17 protein-coding genes and 2 pseudogenes are annotated in these 15,982 nt (G+C 58.9%); 15 read left to right on the forward strand and 4 right to left on the reverse strand.

The window, feature by feature from the left end:
• Window positions 1-456 precede the first annotated feature (456 nt).
• The 5 genes from ACSKB8_RS27705 (at window position 457) to ACSKB8_RS27725 (ending at window position 4,579) form a co-directional block, all read left to right on the forward strand.
• Window positions 457-1,203 (forward strand): ABC transporter ATP-binding protein, encoded by a 747-nt coding sequence (locus tag ACSKB8_RS27705; protein ID WP_438107687.1) that lies wholly within the window; start codon window positions 457-459, stop codon window positions 1,201-1,203.
• Window positions 1,204-1,445: 242 nt separating this feature from the next.
• On the forward strand, window positions 1,446-2,567 hold the full coding sequence (locus tag ACSKB8_RS27710; RefSeq protein WP_438107688.1) for an ABC transporter permease: 1,122 nt from the start codon (window positions 1,446-1,448) through the stop codon (window positions 2,565-2,567).
• Window positions 2,564-3,292 carry a hypothetical protein gene (locus tag ACSKB8_RS27715; protein ID WP_249756454.1) on the forward strand — a complete coding sequence of 243 codons (729 nt, stop codon included), beginning with the start codon at window positions 2,564-2,566 and terminating at the stop codon, window positions 3,290-3,292. The genes ACSKB8_RS27710 and ACSKB8_RS27715 overlap by 4 nt, the downstream gene beginning before the upstream one ends.
• A 42-nt stretch (window positions 3,293-3,334) precedes the next feature.
• Window positions 3,335-3,634, forward strand: a complete 300-nt coding sequence (locus tag ACSKB8_RS27720; RefSeq protein WP_438107689.1) for a hypothetical protein — start codon at window positions 3,335-3,337, stop codon at window positions 3,632-3,634.
• Between the two features lie 354 nt (window positions 3,635-3,988).
• A complete protein-coding gene (locus ACSKB8_RS27725; protein WP_438107690.1) occupies window positions 3,989-4,579 on the forward strand; it encodes a superoxide dismutase in 591 nt (196 codons plus the stop codon).
• 8 nt (window positions 4,580-4,587) lie between these two features.
• Here the strand turns inward: ACSKB8_RS27725 and ACSKB8_RS27730 are convergent, their stop codons facing one another.
• Window positions 4,588-4,728 (reverse strand): hypothetical protein, encoded by a 141-nt coding sequence (locus ACSKB8_RS27730; RefSeq protein ID WP_438107691.1) that lies wholly within the window; start codon window positions 4,726-4,728, stop codon window positions 4,588-4,590.
• 224 nt (window positions 4,729-4,952) lie between these two features.
• Between ACSKB8_RS27730 and ACSKB8_RS27735 the strand changes: the two genes are divergently transcribed.
• The 5 genes and pseudogenes from ACSKB8_RS27735 (at window position 4,953) to ACSKB8_RS27755 (ending at window position 8,884) form a co-directional block, all read left to right on the forward strand.
• Window positions 4,953-5,684: a hypothetical protein gene (locus ACSKB8_RS27735; RefSeq protein ID WP_438107692.1), complete on the forward strand. Its 732-nt coding sequence runs from the start codon at window positions 4,953-4,955 to the stop codon at window positions 5,682-5,684.
• Between the two features lie 10 nt (window positions 5,685-5,694).
• Window positions 5,695-6,940 (forward strand): annotated as a pseudogene (locus ACSKB8_RS27740) (cytochrome b); the annotation flags it as partial.
• 62 nt (window positions 6,941-7,002) lie between these two features.
• Complete coding sequence (chrA, locus tag ACSKB8_RS27745) at window positions 7,003-8,178, forward strand: chromate efflux transporter (RefSeq protein WP_438107693.1); 1,176 nt, start codon at window positions 7,003-7,005, stop codon at window positions 8,176-8,178.
• A 50-nt stretch (window positions 8,179-8,228) separates the two neighbouring features.
• Complete coding sequence (locus ACSKB8_RS27750) at window positions 8,229-8,450, forward strand: hypothetical protein (protein ID WP_438107694.1); 222 nt, start codon at window positions 8,229-8,231, stop codon at window positions 8,448-8,450.
• Window positions 8,451-8,521: 71 nt separating this feature from the next.
• Window positions 8,522-8,884, forward strand: coding sequence for a hypothetical protein (locus ACSKB8_RS27755; RefSeq protein ID WP_244551177.1), 363 nt, complete (start codon window positions 8,522-8,524; stop codon window positions 8,882-8,884).
• A gap of 345 nt (window positions 8,885-9,229) precedes the next feature.
• Here the strand turns inward: ACSKB8_RS27755 and ACSKB8_RS27760 are convergent, their stop codons facing one another.
• Window positions 9,230-10,132, reverse strand: a complete 903-nt coding sequence (locus ACSKB8_RS27760) for a sulfite exporter TauE/SafE family protein (protein ID WP_438107695.1) — start codon at window positions 10,130-10,132, stop codon at window positions 9,230-9,232.
• 309 nt (window positions 10,133-10,441) lie between these two features.
• Between ACSKB8_RS27760 and ACSKB8_RS27765 the strand changes: the two are divergent.
• Window positions 10,442-11,177 (forward strand): annotated as a pseudogene (locus ACSKB8_RS27765) (IS5 family transposase).
• Between the two features lie 65 nt (window positions 11,178-11,242).
• Here ACSKB8_RS27765 and ACSKB8_RS27770 read toward each other — a convergent pair.
• The gene (locus ACSKB8_RS27770; RefSeq protein ID WP_438107696.1) at window positions 11,243-11,518 is read right to left on the reverse strand and encodes a copper-binding protein; all 276 of its coding nucleotides are present in this window, start codon (window positions 11,516-11,518) and stop codon (window positions 11,243-11,245) included.
• Between the two features lie 443 nt (window positions 11,519-11,961).
• Between ACSKB8_RS27770 and ACSKB8_RS27775 the strand changes: the two genes are divergently transcribed.
• On the forward strand, window positions 11,962-12,756 hold the full coding sequence (locus tag ACSKB8_RS27775; protein ID WP_438107697.1) for an APC family permease: 795 nt from the start codon (window positions 11,962-11,964) through the stop codon (window positions 12,754-12,756).
• On the forward strand, window positions 12,753-13,238 hold the full coding sequence (locus ACSKB8_RS27780) for an amino acid permease (protein WP_438107698.1): 486 nt from the start codon (window positions 12,753-12,755) through the stop codon (window positions 13,236-13,238). The genes ACSKB8_RS27775 and ACSKB8_RS27780 overlap by 4 nt, the downstream gene beginning before the upstream one ends.
• Window positions 13,239-13,265: 27 nt before the next feature.
• On the opposite strand, the gene ACSKB8_RS27785 is transcribed toward ACSKB8_RS27780, so the two are convergent.
• The gene (locus ACSKB8_RS27785; protein WP_438107699.1) at window positions 13,266-14,327 is read right to left on the reverse strand and encodes a DUF3182 family protein; all 1,062 of its coding nucleotides are present in this window, start codon (window positions 14,325-14,327) and stop codon (window positions 13,266-13,268) included.
• A gap of 258 nt (window positions 14,328-14,585) precedes the next feature.
• Between ACSKB8_RS27785 and ACSKB8_RS27790 the strand changes: the two genes are divergently transcribed.
• Together ACSKB8_RS27790 and ACSKB8_RS27795 are read left to right on the forward strand one after the other, a co-directional pair.
• On the forward strand, window positions 14,586-15,182 hold the full coding sequence (locus ACSKB8_RS27790) for an ABC transporter ATP-binding protein (protein ID WP_438107700.1): 597 nt from the start codon (window positions 14,586-14,588) through the stop codon (window positions 15,180-15,182).
• Complete coding sequence (locus ACSKB8_RS27795) at window positions 15,179-15,979, forward strand: ABC transporter permease (RefSeq protein ID WP_438107701.1); 801 nt, start codon at window positions 15,179-15,181, stop codon at window positions 15,977-15,979. The genes ACSKB8_RS27790 and ACSKB8_RS27795 overlap by 4 nt, the downstream gene beginning before the upstream one ends.
• Window positions 15,980-15,982: the final 3 nt, after the last annotated feature.

Below are 15,982 nucleotides of genomic sequence, written 5' to 3' on the forward strand. Positions count from 1 at the left end.
GGTTCCGGTGCAGCCAGATCGCACGCCACAACAATCGGACCAATCTCGCGACCAAGAGCGAGCGCGCGGTGAGAGTGTTCAGATCGAGCGTGACTGGAAGGCTCAGGAAAATGCCAACCGAAGTGCTGGCGATGGATCTGCTGGCAAGACCGACGAGGATGGTCAAACAGTAGGTCGTGATTGGCGAGCGCATCCTGAGCGTGACGAGAAGCACTGAAATCAGGCTGGCTGTGAGAGCGAAACGTGATTGGCCCGCATGTTGCCGCTGCAGAGAGCTGTGAGTGGGGGCCCGATCAAGCTGAAGTGAACAAACCGGCAAGTTGGCGAGCCTCGCTTCCGCTGGTTCCTAATTGACAAGCAATTCCGCTTTGGCAAGGTCGCCGCTATGGGGACGGCGATCTCCCCATGAGGCGACATGCCCAAGCATCGCGTCCGGATTCCTGAGAAGGACGCTGCATGTCAACCGTCAACGACGGGTTTTCGCCAGACCGTTCGGCGCCTTTGCTGGGCGTGAGAAACCTGACCAAGCGCTATGGAAGCGATGGCACCGCGATCGACGGTGTGACGTTCTCTGCTGTCGCGGGCGAAATCCTCGGCATCATCGGTCCAAATGGCGCCGGCAAGACGACGTTGCTGGAAGCCGTTGCCGGACTTCTCCCGGTGAATTCGGGCGACGTCTTTTGGCGCGGAGAGCCGTTGCACGCAAGCCGCCGGCGGAACGTCCTGTTCTACCTGCCTGATGGCGTCCGTCCGTACCAGGACCAATCGGCCCTGCAGGTCGTGTGGTTTGTCGGCAGCGTCTTTCGACGGTCAGAAGCAGACATCAAGTCGACCATCGAAGCGCTCGGGTTACAGCCGGTGCTTCGAAAGCGCGTGCACGCCCTGTCAAAAGGTTATGCCCGACGCCTGATGCTGACCATCGGGCTGCTTGCGCCGCATGAGCTGTTGCTGATGGACGAACCATTTGACGGATTTGATCTGCGGCAGACGCGGGACGTCATGGGCTTGTTGCGTCGCCAGACGGCGCGCGGACGCACCCTGATCCTCTCAATTCATCAGTTGCGGGATGCCGAACGGGTCTGCGACCGCTTCATCCTGCTCTCGGCAGGGCAGGTGCGCGGATCTGGAGGACTTGCTCAATTGCGTGCGCAGACTGGACTGCCGAACGGCTCGCTAGAGGATATCTTCCTTGCACTCACGTGAGGCATACGTGCGGCCGACCGCACCGATCGTTCCGCTGCTCGCAAAGGAGCTCCGCGAGGTCACGGCCGGGCGGGCACTTTGGACCATGTTGCTGCTGGTCTGTCCGCTCGTCGGATACTCCTTCGTCCAGGCAGTCTCGCTCTACAGCGAGTTCAAGCGCCGCGGCCCTCCAGTCGCCAGTCCTGGCGAGGAGCCTGTCTCCCCTCGATGGAATCCTCGTTCCGACATTCGGCTCATTCTATGTGGCTGTGACGTTGCTATTCCCTTTCGTGGCGATCCGCGTGCTGGGCCAGGAGAAGGAAAGTGGCGCTTTGCGCCTGCTGGTCCAATTGCCATACCGACCCTCGACGCTGATCGCTGCAAAATTCTGCGCCGTGCTGGCAGCCTGGTTCATGGTGAGCATTCCTGCGCTTTCCGCGCTGGCCGTGTGGGCTGTGTTGGGTGGCCATCTGGCTGCGCCCGAGACGCTGAATCTTATATTGGGTCATTTGCTCTACGGTCTGCTGGCCGGCGCCATTGGGCTGCTCGCCGCGGTTATCGCCGACAATTCGGCTACTGCAGCCATCATCGCGCTCGCCGTCACGATAGGATCATGGGTGCTGGATTTCACGCTCGCGGGCCGCTCTGGTCTGTCGGCCTGGCTTGTGCAATTGTCGCTAACCCAAACGCTGCGTCCCTTTGAGCAGGGGCTTCTTTCGGCCGGCCTCGTGCTAGGCATAGCGGCCGTCATTGGCGGGCTCGCTGCGCTGACAGTTGTCTGGCTCCCTCCCGGTACACCGGTGCGGACGAAAGTCATCCGCTCTGTGTCTTGTGTGCTCGTCGTTGCCGTTGCGCTCACCGTTGCGGCGCAGATCAGGGCGTCCGTGGATCGCAGCGAGGATCGTCGCAACTCGTTTACTTCTGCAGATGAAAGTTTGCTCGCATCGCTTCGGCGTCCCTTACTCATCAAGGTCAATCTCGCGGCGGAAGACCCCCGCTACGTCGATCTCCGGCGGAACGTTCTCGCGAAGCTGGAGCGCGTCCTGCCTGATGTCACCGTCGTTCTCGCGAGCGAGCGGTCGAACGTTCCCAATCGATCAGACGCCTATGGCCAGATCGAATATGTCTACGGTGATCGAACCGACGTAAGCCGCTCCACCAGTCCGCGGGAGATACTGCCGCTACTATATGCGCTCGCGGGCGCGCAGCCGCCGGCGCCTAGCGTTGGCGAAGAGTACCCCGGTTATCCCCTGGTCGTCAGCGCAGACGCGGTGCTGCTGTGGTTCTTCGGCGGATTGCCGCTCCTGATCGTGCTCGCGTGGCGATGGATTCGCCGGCCCCCTCCAGACAAAGGTCCTCTCGTTCATCCAGGAGTTAAGCCATGAGATCCTGCAAGAAACTCGGAATGATCATCCTCGCGGCAATCGGCTTTGCGGTGCCGGCATTGCCCTGTTTAGCCGCGGAGCCAATCAAGATTGACCTCTCGAATGAAACCGTCGGTGGGGAACCAAAGTCGCTGGTGCCAGTGGTGGGCTTCTGGAGGATCGAGCAGGACGGCGGCAAGAAGGTGCTCACTGTCGATGGCCGGCAGTGGAAGGAGGGGCAATCGTCGGCAGGTATCGCCGACAAGGCTCGGGCTCTCTACGGTGAACGCTACGCTGAGTTTCTCGATCGCGTGCAGGCCTACGCCTACTATCCCTACGCGGTCGCGCCAAAAATCGAAAATTTCAGCGATGGCGAGATTTCGGTGCGCTTTGAAGGGTTGTCCGGTCGCATCGACCAGGGCGCCGGCATCCTATTCAATCTCAAGCCAAACGGGGACTACCTGACAGTCCGCGCGAACTGTCTGGAGAATAACATCGTGCTGTGGAAGTTCGAGAACGGCAAGCGCTCTTCCGTCAAATGGGTTCGCAATACGCCGACCGCGACACGGCAGTGGCATGACCTCAAGGTCCGCGTCAAAGGCACGAAGGTGGAAGGCTATCTCGATGGCAAGCTCTATCTGGAGCACACGCTGACCCAACCGGTCTCGGGCCGGATCGGGCTCTGGTCGAAGGCCGATAGCCACATGTATTTCGCGGACTACACAGTAGCCGCCGGCGGCAACTGAAAGGATGACAACGGGGAGATTCGTCAGAAAAGGAGATGGACGATGAACAGGAAATGGGTTCTGGCAGGCAGCGGCGCGCTGTTGCTGGGCCTCGTGGGTGTCGCCATGGTTACCGCCGAACCGGAGGGCAGGGGTGCGATCTTCATCGCGGGAGACAAGCCGGTCAGCGAGGATCAGATCCGTCAAAAGCTGCAGTCGGACGGCTGGTCGAATGTCCAGATCGTGCGCAACGGATGGTACTTCGAGGCGATTGGCTCGAAAGACGGCAAACCGCGAATGTTGCCGTCAATTCGCAGAACGGCCGACTACGTACCGGCGATGACGACGACGAGGATTGAGTAGATAGCTCCCGTCGGGAGTGAATGGAATCGGGGCGGGCTGGTTTCGCGTGCGACCCCTCCGCGCGACGTTGAGGCGTTGCGTCCGCAGCTCCCCTGCGGGCGATTCCGCTGCTTCGAAATGAATGTTTATCGGCATTGACAAGTTGTCGCAGCCGGCTCTATTTCTTGGGTATGGGGAAGCGATCTCCCCATGAGGCGACATGCCCAAGAATCGCGTCCGATTTCTCCAAGGGCGCATCATGTCTGCCGTTATCCCAATCACATCCAACAAATTCCCAGATCTTACTAGCGCGCTGCCGCCGGTTGGCACTTTGTGCGCCCGGATGCCACCCAGGCCATGCGTCGGGAGGTTGCCATGACCTATGTCGTGAAGCCGTTGTCCTGCGACCCGAGCCGCATCCGTGGGATGTCGGAGCGGATGATTATCAGCCACTACGAGAACAACTATGGTGGCGCGGTCAAACGGTTGAATCTGATCGACGAAAAGCTTGCCGAGCTCGACTATGCGAACGCGCCAGGCTTCCTGATCAATGGGTTGAAGCGCGAGCAGCTTATCGCGACCAACTCGATGATCCTCCATGAAGTGTTCTTTGCCGGGCTTGGCGACGAGAGCGAACCCGACGCGAGCCTGAAGGAAACGCTGGCGCGTGACTTCGGCTCGTACGAGCGGTGGCGCGCCGAATTCATCGCCATGGGCAAGGCGCTCGGCGGCGGCTCCGGCTGGGTGCTGCTGACCTGGTCGCCGCGCGATCGCAAGCTCGTGAATCAGTGGGCCGCGGATCACTGCCATACGCTGGCCGGTGGCACGCCGATACTCGCGCTCGATATGTACGAACACTCGTACCACATCGACTACGGTGCCAAGGCTGCGAACTACGTGGACGTGTTCATGTCGGCGATTAATTGGCCGGCCGTGCAACGTGCTATTGACGGGATACAGAAATGAGGCACGGCCTACGATACGTTCGGTGGATTCTCTGTTCGGCCGCGCTGGCTTTCATAGCTGACGCTCACGCCGAAGATCAGTTCAGGATGCTCGGCGGGAAGCAAATCCGCGCTCGCGTTGTCGGTCAGGACATCACGGATGGATCCCACTGGTCCATGTATCTCCGGCCGGATGGCGCTCTCGTCGGTCCAGAATCGGGAAGTTCTTGGACCGGGACCTGGAAAATTCGAGATGACAAGCTGTGCACGACGATGCCAAGCAGCCCGTCGCCGGTGTGCAATGAAGTCTGGATGTCAGGGACGCACATCAGGATGCGCGCCAACAAGGATGAGGAGACATTCGACGCAAGGGTTATGGCGCACCAAGCCAAGCAATGAACAGTGCGGACTCGCGATGCTCTGAAGCTGGCCAAGGGTCTTCGAGCTGCCTTAAACAAATCGGCCAGCACCAAGAAGTCGCAGAACTGATCGATCCCATCGGCCAGACGGTTGGCCCACGTGATCGTGCCCTCAGGAAAGGAAGATCGAATGCGAAATGCGGCTCTTATGTTGTCTGTACTCACTGGTCTCTTTGCAATGAACGCTACCGCGCAGGCTCAAACGTCCTGCAAGGTATGCGCGGAGCAGCAAAAGGCGTGCATGAAGAACTACGCCGGACCTGCCTGCAAGACCGAGTACCAAATGTGTCTCAAAGCCTGCAAGAAGTGAAAGAGGTTAGGTTGGTCAAGCTAGGAATAAAGCGCTTCATCGCGGTACTTGCCGGCATCGGGAGCCTCGTTGCTCTCGATGCCGGATTTGTTGCCGCGGAAAATCTCAAGAAATTATCTGGGGCGCAAATACGAGCAAAGTTGTCGGGCAAGGAAGTGACCGACGAGGTCCATTATCGTGATGTCTATGAACACGACGGGACCCTCCGAAGCTATTCGATGGGCAGCAAGAAGCGCGGCAAGTGGACCATTCAAGGGGATGACCTTTGCATCGATCTTCCGGAGCCCGACGGCGGCTGTTTCGAGGTGACCGCGGCGGGAAAGAACGTCGTCCTGACGCCGAAAGGACTTGGCTCGCCGTCGGACGGGATAGTCCAGGCGATCTCCGATCCAAAGTAGGAGGCCAAAGATGTCATCGCAGATCATCGAAGGAGTGTCTCAACCGAAGACGGAGTTCTCGAATCCTGTCATTCGCTGGATCGACTATCGGCTTCCGATTTTCACGTTCCTGGATCACGAGCTGAACTCGTATCCAACGCCACGAAACCTGAATTACCTCTGGAATTTTGGGTCGCTGGCAGGCATCACGCTCCTGATCATGATTGCGACCGGCATTGTGCTTGCGATGCACTATGTCCCGACGGGAGGCGGCGCGTTCCGGTCCGTCGAGCACATTATGCGTGACGTGAACTACGGCTGGCTCTTGCGATATATCCACACCACCGGCGCTTCGATGTTCTTTGCCGTGGTCTACATCCACATCTTTCGCGGGCTCTACTACGGATCCTACAAGGAGCCACGAGAGCTGCTTTGGTGCCTAGGAGTTCCTCATCCTGTTGTTGATGATGGCAACTGCGTTCTTTGGGTACACCTTGCCGTGGGGGCAGATGAGCTTTTGGGGCGCGACCGTCATCACGAATTTGTTCTCAGCCATTCCCGTGGTTGGCGACAGTATCGTCACCTGGTTGTGGGGCGGTTTCACGGTAGGAGATCCGACGCTCAACCGGTTCTACTCTCTGCACTATCTCTTGCCTTCTGTGATCGTCGCAGTTGCCGGACTTCATCTTATCGCACTGCACCGATTCGGCTCGAACAATCCGACGGGGATCGATACGAAGGAGCCGGGCGATACAATCCCATTCCATCCCTATTATACGGTGAAGGATCTGCTCGGGCTCATGGTCCTTTTCCTGGTGTTTGCGTGGTTCGCGTTCTACGAACCGAATGCTCTTCTCAACTCCGATAACTACATTCCTGCGAATCCCGGGGTTACACCGCCGCACATCGTGCCCGAGTGGTACCTGCTGCCGTTCTACGCAATTCTGCGATCGATCCCGAACAAGCTCGTCGGCGTTATCGCCATGCTGACATCGATCCTTGTCCTGTTCGCGTTGCCATGGCTGGACACCAGTCCGGTTCGCTCAGGGCGATTCAGGCCCATGTTCAAGGTGTTCTATTGGTTTCTGGTCGCCGATTGCGTGTTGCTCACTTATGCCGGCGGGGAGCCGCCTGAGGGCACATGGCTGATCATGAGCCGGATCGGAGCCGCGTACTATTTCGCGCACTTCTTCCTCGTTCTGCCTCTTGTAGCGAGAATTGAAAGCCCACATCCGCTCCCGAACAGCATCAGCCAAGGAGTGTTAGCAGCGCCTGGTTCAGACAGGCCCTAACAGACTCTTCGTTGTCACCGATAACCAATCTTTCGAAGGACTTTGAAATGACAGCAACCACTATCCCCGAGCGTAGCCGTATGGCCGAGCTTGCACTCTACTTCTTGCGTCTCGGCTTTCTCGGCTTCGGCGGTCCGGTTGCGCTCGTGGGCCAGATGGAACGCGAACTGGTCAACGACAAGAAGTGGCTCAGCAAGGAGCAGATGCGCGAGTCCATTGCCATCTGCCAATCGCTCCCGGGTCCGCTGGCGATCCAGGTCGGCGTCTACATCGCCTGGCTCCGTTGCGGCTTCTGGGGAGCCTGGCTTGGCGGATGGTGCTTCATCCTGCCCAATTTTGTTATCGTCGCGGCGTTAGGAGCGCTCTACGTCCATCTCGGCGATCTTCAGCCGGTCACTGCCATCTTCTACGGCGTGAGCCCGGCCGTGATCGCGCTCATCCTGCATTCCTGCTACCGCCTGGCGAAACTCGGCATGGAAGACTGGCTGCAATGGGCGATCGCGGCTGTCTGTTTCGTAGTGACGATCATTCTGCAGGCCGAGGTCGCGCTGTTGTTCATCGGCGCAGGTAGTGTCGGCATCGTCTATTATGGCAGCCTGTTCAAACGTACGCCCGCTGTGTTGCCGGTGGTCGTGGTGCCGGCGGCCGCTCCGATGGCACCAGTTGCGACAGGCTCGACGCTCGGCAAGCTCATGCTGTTCTTCTTGAAGGCCGGCTCCCTGACCTTCGGCAGTGGGCTCGTCATCGTGCCATTCCTAGAACAAGGGCTTGTGCAGCAATATGGCTGGCTCGACGAACGCCAATTCCTGATCGCGGTCGCGATCGGCATGATCAGTCCGGGACCGGTCGTGATCACGGCGACCTTCGTCGGTTATCTTGTGGCGGGATTTTGGGGCTCGCTCGTGTCCACGGTGGGCATTTTCCTGCCGTCCTTCCTGTTGGTTCTCATCGTGGCACCGATCCTGGCACGGCATCGAGGAAACGCCAATGTCCAGGGCTTTGTGAAGGGCGCTTACGCGGCAGCGATAGGCACCATCCTGGGTGCTTGTGTCCTACTCGGAAAGATTGCGATCGGCGATTGGCTGACAGCGGCAATCGGCATCGTATCCCTTGCCGTGCTGTTCCGCTGGAAGATCAACAATCCGACGCTGATCGCGGCAACCGCGGTGGTTGGGCTTATCGCTCATCCGCTGCTGCAGCCCGCATGGGTGATGGTGAAATAGCAGCTTAGCCAAAAAGGCAGGGGATCCGTTGCTTAGTCCAGGAGCATCTTATGGCAACGCAAATTGTAATGGATCACACCGGCCACTCCCGCCACGAATTCGACGCCGGCGATGCTGAAGCGCTGGCCAAGGCGGAGAGGCGTTTCCGGGCATTGATCGGTGAAGGGTTTACAGCCGCGGTGCGGACCGCGGAAGGCGAGTCGTGTCGAGTTTTTGCGTTTGACCCGACCGCGAAAGAAACGCTGTTCTTCCGGCGGCTCAGGGGTGGATAAGAAGGGCGGTTGCCGTGTCTCTGATCAGCAGATGTGGACCTCAGATTTCGCGACTTCGTGCGCTGCGGCAGATGTATCATAACTATGTCAGCGAAAATTCACCTGAAGCGAAGGGACGGACGCTTCTGCGCCAGTGGCTAACGCCAGTTCAGAGAAGGCAGTTTGAGGAGCAGGGTTACTTCGATGTCGTCGGGTGCGCGACTCGAAGGCGGTACCGAGTGCAATACGGGTCTATTGCCAACGTGCAGGAAATGGATTTCGAAGGGCAATCCGGAGCCATCTTGTGCTTTGCTCCCGAGGGTTATCTCGTCCCGGGCGACGTCATGCTTGCTCAGAAGATTGCCTTGGAGACGGATGAACTTGCAGCGCTAGCCGTGGCGCATCGAGTGGCGCCGGTAGTGAGGCGCGTCGGTCTGGCGCAGTCGTGGGCCTGATGGCCCCGTGCAGTCGGACTTATCTGGCAGGTCAGCGAAAAGCTCTCCTTTGACCTCGCGTATCGCCACGCGGTCACCACCCGCCATTCCGTCGACGAGATACGAACCGGCCTGACGTTTGCTGTGCCCCTTCGTTTCGAGGGCGCTTACAGTCGGTAATCTTCTAAAAAGAGCGTACAGCGGCCAGCCGCCAATCCTTGTTTACATTACGGAAACAGGCGAGCCGCCGGGAAGAATGTGTGCACCAGCATCAAAACAGCGAGGATACCAATAGCGTAGCCTAGCCACCGGTTCAGGGCTTCGGGCGGCTCTTGTGGAGGCTCTGTTTTCCTGGAAGGCATGCGGTCACTCAGCCCCGCTACCGGTTCTTGGTAACCCCCAGAAGGGTCGATATCTCCCTGAATTCGCTCTCCGCACCCTGAAAAAGATGTACAACAGATAGCCATCTAGCAGGATGGTAACCACCATAACGGTGTATGCCCACGGGCTGTCCATCAGCTTCAACTCGATCAATACTCGGGAAAGTCCAAAGCCGACGACCCATGCGTCAAAACTCATGCATATCCGACGAAATGCCTCGGGGTCGAGCCGACGGATAGCGAAAGCGCCGAGCGGTATGCCAAAAAGGGCACAGGGAACGAACACCAGTAAAAGACTTCCGCTTTCGGCGATAAACAGACCAAGCTTGTAATACACGAGCGCGGTCACGCTCAACTCCGCAACGCGAACCAATGCAAGACCGGCCCGGAATTCGTCTTTGACCAGGCCTTGATTATTGAACAGGATCGCCAGCGGAGGGCCAGAGATGGTCGTGACCGAGTACAGGATACCCAGGGTCGTCCCAAAGGGGAGTCCGACTAGCCACCGTGACTGTATCGGCCGGCGCCAACCGGCTGCCTGGACCAGGATGAGGGGCAAGATCACCGCGTAAGTGGCGAGTTTGATCCAGCCAGATTCGAGCGAGGCAAGAGCAAGGGCGCCGATTCCAATGCCGGGTAGCAGCCCGATGAGAATCGGCAGCACCCTCTTCCATACAGCTGGAACACCTTTCAAGTTGATGAAGAGAACGTACAAGTTGACGAAGACTTCGATCACTACGATCGCTGGGTTCAGGATCCGGTTCGTGTAGAAAACGAGCGCGAGCGGTACCGTAAGTGACGAAAACCCATAGCCAAGCGCGCCATTTACAAAGGCCGCAAAAAAAGCGATCCCGACAAGAACAATCATCGCGGTGTCGAAGGATGGCATTCTAGGTGTTCCAAGCGGAAGCGGTGGGCACTTGAGTACCAGTATAGCGCAACTCAAGAGATCGCGTTGCAGAAAAGAAGCGTGCGTGGAGTTGCACGCTGGATCAGCTCTCGACTTAAAGCTGAACAGGACATTGTTCGCCGCGCGTGGGTTGGACAAAGCCGGTGAGAAGGTGGCCACTTCGGTCAGAGAGACGAATTCCTCCGATTATTTGCACTCACCGCCTAAGGCCTGTTTACAGACAGGATTCCCAAATCAGTAGAAAATTGATTCAAGGCTGAAAATTGGAGATCAGCCTTGATTCGATTGATGTTGAGCGATGCGCAGTGGGAGCGGATTGCGCCGGAATTGTCTGGCAAAGCCGGTGATCCCGGCGGCACCGGGCGTAACAACCGGCTCTTTATCGAAGCAGTTCTTTGGATTGCGCGCACGGGCTCGCCGTGGCGAGATCTGCCGGAAGCGTTCGGCAAGTGGTTCACAGTGTATACGCGCTTCTGGCGCTGGGCGCAGAAGGGGGTCTGGGAGCGGGTCTTCAAAGCTCTCTGTGACGATCCCGATTTCGAATATGTCCTGATCGACGGCACACTCGTCCGGGTCCACCAACATGGCACCGGGGCAAAAGGGGACTCAAAATCAGGCCATAGGCCGCTCGCGTGGTGGCCTGACTACCAAAATCATGGCTCTGGTCGACGCACTCGGCAATCTCATTCGCTTCACCCTGCTGCCCGGCCAGCGTCACGACAGCATTGGCGTCGAGCCTTTGATCACTGGCCTCGATTTTGAAGCGCTGATCGGCGACAAGGCCTTCGATAATAACTGGCTGCGCGCCAATCTGAACCAACGCGGCGCCGCAGCGGTCATCCCGTCCAAGGCCGACCGCGCCGGGCGCATCCCGCACGACGCCGAAATGTACAAATGGCGCCACCTGGTCGAGAACTTCTTCTGCCAGCTCAAGGCATTCCGCCGCATCGCAACTCGCTACGAAAAGACAGACGCCTGCTTTGCCGGCCTCCTCAATCTCGTCGCGGCTTTCCTCGCAAACTAGCGACTGTAAACAGGCCTTAGAGCGTAGCTTGGGGAGGAGCTGAAACTGAAATTCGACGAGTCGCGTCACTGCTCACTAAGCTTTGTGATGGTCATGGCTCCATTCCTATCAGAGGCGGAAAAGATGACTTCATCTCCCAGTCGCACCGCATCAAACAGGAGTGGATCCTGCACTTTGAACTCTTCGGCCGCACCGTAAGAGATCGCCCCGGCTGCACCTGTTTGCATTTCGCGAACTGAAACAATGCCAGCTATCCCGTCTACCTTTACGACGACGCCCCTAACGGTTCGGTCGGCAAAGGCCTGGGAGCTGATTGTGATGATGAGCGTGGCGACTGCCAAGGTGACCCGTGCTGCTCTCAATGTAGTCTCCGTGACTAGAGAAATGAATCGTCTCGTAACTCACGCTGGCGAGATGCCAGCAGCTGGCGTTGGGAGTGGAAGGAGTTGAGGGCTTTCCGTCCATGCGCAATAGCCTGTGGAGCGAGCCGTGCGCAGAGCTTGGACGGGTAGGGCCGTCTAATGGGGAGACTGCGTCCCCGTGAGCCAACTGGATCGGATTGTAAAGGTTCCTGCGGCTAGGATGGGGCGGAACTAACCGAGATCCATTGTCTTTACATTTTGCGTGAGATGGGCCGCTGATCTTCGCAATGCAGTCTAACGCTGACCGACAGAATCGAATGGCGAGTATAGAGGATGGTAGAGGTAAGCGGCCGCACCTGGGTCCAGAAGGCTACGTTCGCACCCGGTGACAACCTCTCGCATTGAGCCGTGAGTGCGCTCGGATGGCGAAGAATGGACAACAACAGAGCTTAAGACGGGAGCTCGGGCCGATAACGGCAACCCTCTTCACCGCCGGCATGATGGTTGGCATCGGTATCTTTGCCGCGATCGGTGCTGCCACGGCAGCCGCAGGGAGCGGCATCCCGATTGCCATACTCCTCGGTGGCAGCGTTGCCCTTGCCACCGGTATCAGCGCCACACAATTGGGTGTGAACAATCCGACTGAAGGGGGCGCTTTCACATGGGCGCGCGATGTCCACCAGCCTACGCTTGGCTTCATCGCAGGCTGCGGGTATCTCGGGAAGAACCTCATCTCGATGAGTGTGATCGCGCTTGCCTTCGCCACCTACCTGGGACAGGTCATTCCGGGGATTCCTGTTCACTTCGTCGCGGCTGCTGGGGTGGTGGCCATCACCATTCTGAACCTGTTTGGAATCCAGCTGACGTCGCGGGTGCTCATCAGCCTTCTGCTCTTGGTCATCGCTGTGCTCTCGATCTACGGGGCATTCTCGCTACACGCGATCGAGCAGGGCCATTTTGTACCAGTCTTAGGTGCTAATGGGCTTATGGGCGTCGCCAGTGGCGCAGCTATCTTTTTTTGGACTTGGGATGGCTTTATGCGGATGGCCATCATGGCCGGGGAGGTCAAGGAACCGCGTCGCACCATTCCTGTCGCCATCATTGGAGGTGTAACAATCGCGGCAGTCATGTTTGTCGGCGCGGCCGCGATCACTCTCGGCGTGCTCGGGCAGACGAGGTCGGCGCGCAGGATACCCCTCTGCTTGGTGCCGCCTTGAAGGCAATCGGCCCGTGGGGCAAATGGGTCATCCTGGCAGGCGCGATCGTCGCTGCGCTTGCGGAGATCCTGGGCGATATGCTGAGTGCTTCGCGTGTCGTTCTGCCGATGGCCGAGGCCCATGAGCTTCCCAGCTGGTTGGGAAAAATTCATCAACGATCACGGACGCCTCGTCGTGCAGTCATCGGCCTTGGCCTGCTCAGTGCAAGCGCCGCTCTCATCTTTGATCTTCGGCCACTCATCGAAGTTGGTGGCTCCTTTATGCTCGTCTGGTATTTCATCACGCACTATGCTGCGCTGAATTCGCCGGTCCGGAAGCGCCACTATCCGGCGATCTTTTCCTGGTACGGGATCATGGGTTGCATCGGATTGACCATCGCAATGCCTCGCGTCGCGGTCCTCGTTGCAGTAGGAACGCTGACCATATTAACGCTGGCCCGTCTGGTCCTGCATCGCATGCACCCGCAATGGCGGTCTGCCTGACGCGTCGTCGGCTGGGACGCAAGGTGCTTACGCCAGTTGGCGCAGGGCTCGCGCGGCCGTCGTGTACCTGAGCAGCGGACCTTCCTCCGGATCATCACCTTGGAAATGAATTGCTGCGCCAGCCGGGATTCTGCGTGGCTTTCCGTAGTGCTTCACGGAAGCGGTCTCGACCACTTGTAAACGGGAGTCCTCTGCGAACGCGGTCAGAGCAGCGAGTTCGGCAGTGCTCGCGCCGCCGGAGCGCCAGGACGCCTCGAACACTCCCGATCGCCATTTTCCGGTTCCATCAATGCCTTGTCCAACATCATAATTTCGGCGTGAGGCCAGGAAGCCCCGATATCTGGCGGCGTTCCGATCGTATATTCGAGCTTGATCTACAGCCAGCCTCGCCTCCATCTCCATGGGAAGACTGTCGAGCGCCGACCAGTCGCCGCGAACGCAAATGATGTGCGAGCCGCCATAGACCCGAAGTCCATGATTATTGGTAACCGACCGTTGCGTGCCGTGATAGGCGATCGACCGGTCGCCGATCATCGTGCAACCGACGCTTCGGGTTACGACTTGACGCAGGTTGACCTCGAGCGACAGGCCGTGAGATGCCAGTTTATCTGTCGGGAATTTCTCCAGGTAAGCTTCCAGTTCATCAATGTTCGTGATGACCGTCTGTCCATGACCTCCGTCGCCCAGCGGCTCCTTCACGCGAACCGGCCCCAGCGCCAATAGCCGCTTAGCTGCCAATCTAGCCTCGTCAGCGCCAAATGCGGTGTAGCCCGGCAGAACCGCATCACGGACACCGTCTCCGAAGGCAAATGACCAGCCGCGCGGCCGGGCCGCGTGCTTTGCGACAAGGGGATGCGTGATGGCCTTCGTCTTGACGAAGGGATATGGCACCACGGCGCCGTAGAGCTGATGCGGAGACTGAATTCCGAGATCCCGCGCCTCCTCGACTATGAGCGTGTCGCTGGGAACGAAGAAAAGACCAGCGGCCACATGCGTCTTCGGGCCGTATTCGCCTACAAATCGACAGCCTTTAAGGCGCGCGATGCTCTCAGCCACCACGGAAAGCGTGACCTTCTCGTGGGTGTACATCGGCGCGCCCAGACGAGGGAAGAGGCAGGCGACCGCGCGGATTCCGTGCTGTTCGCGCGCAATCTCACGAACCGCGGATGGCCGCGTTTGGCGCGATCGATGCTGAAGCAGATGAGGGAATGTGGGTCGGTCCATGCGCAACCACCTCGACAACCGAGTATTGGCCAGTGCTTGGACGGAACCGTCTGACGGGGAGACTGCACATCCCCATTCAGATAACGTAGATCACTGCAAGATGTGCCAAGGGTAAAAGGTAATATGCTCACTGTCAGCGCGCTGAAGCGCTTGCATATCGTGGTCTCGTTCGAACTCGCGGATGGAGAATGTATTGCGCTGCAGGGCCCGTCGGGCGTCGGCAAGAGTTTGCTGCTCCGCGCCATTGCCGATCTCGATCCGAATGAGGGCTCCGTCGAGCTGGACGGGGTGTCGCGGGAAACGATGCCGGCCCCTGTTTGGCGCAGGCAGGTGACCTATGTAGCTGCCGAACCTGGCTGGTGGGCTGACACGGTGCAGGAGCACTTTACCGACTGGGATCTGGCCACTCCGTTGGTGGATCAGTTGGGACTGCCAGCGAGTTGCGGAACCTGGCCGATCCGGAGACTTTCTACCGGCGAAAAGCAGCGCCTTGGCCTCGTACGGGCTCTGTTGCTGCATTCGCGGGTGCTTCTGTTGGACGAGCCCACGTCGGCGCTTGACGCGGCATCGACCGCATCCGTGGAAGCCCTGGTTGCCGAGCGTGTCTCGGCCGGAACAAGCGTCCTATGGAGCACTCACAACAGTGGCCAGGCTCGTCGCGTCGGATCTCGTCTGTTCGTGATGGCGAGCGGCGGCCACCTCGAGGAGCACTCGCTTTGAATTACATCCAGCTGGCTTACAGCGACCTCATATTGCCTGCGCTTCTTGTTGTCATGAATGGCGCGCTCTCGCTCGCGCTGCACCTGAAGCTTGAACGACAGCTTGCCCTTGCGAGCATGCGAATGGTGATCCAGCTCGTACTCGTTGGATATGTGCTGACGTTTCTGTTTGCCGCGGTCTCTCCGTTCTGGACGGCACTCGCCGCCTTCATCATGGTCTTGTTCGCATCGCGAGAAATCGTCGCCCGTCAGAAGCGACGGCTGGAGGGTCTTTGGACCTACGGCTTGGGGGCAGGCTGCACCTTGCTGGCCGCCGGTACCGTCACGACGTTTTCGCTGCTCTCGCAGCTCCGTCCCGAGCCCTGGTATCATCCGCGCTACGCGCTGCCGCTGTTGGGAATGATCCTGGGCAACACCATGACTGGAGTGAGCCTGGGTCTGGATGTGCTCGTCAATGGCGTGGTGCGCGAACGTGCTGCGGTGGAATCCTGCCTCGCGTTGGGAGGTACCCGCTATCAGGCGCTCCTCCCGGTGATCCGCGATGCACTGCGAAGCGGATTCATGCCGACCATCAACGGCATGGCTGCAATTGGCCTGGTCTCTCTACCAGGGATGATGACCGGCCAGATCCTCGCGGGCGTCGAGCCCGTCGATGCCGTCAAATACCAGCTACTGATCATGTTTCTGATTGCAGGCGGAACGGGTTTGGGCACGCTTGCGGCAGTCATCGGCGGCGGACGTTTGCTAACTGATCATCGACACCGATTGCGCCTGGATCGGATCGCCTCCGAAAAGTGAAGC

The organism is Bradyrhizobium sp. BR 1432 (assembly GCF_051547705.1).
Lineage (GTDB): Bacteria > Pseudomonadota > Alphaproteobacteria > Rhizobiales > Xanthobacteraceae > Bradyrhizobium > Bradyrhizobium zhanjiangense.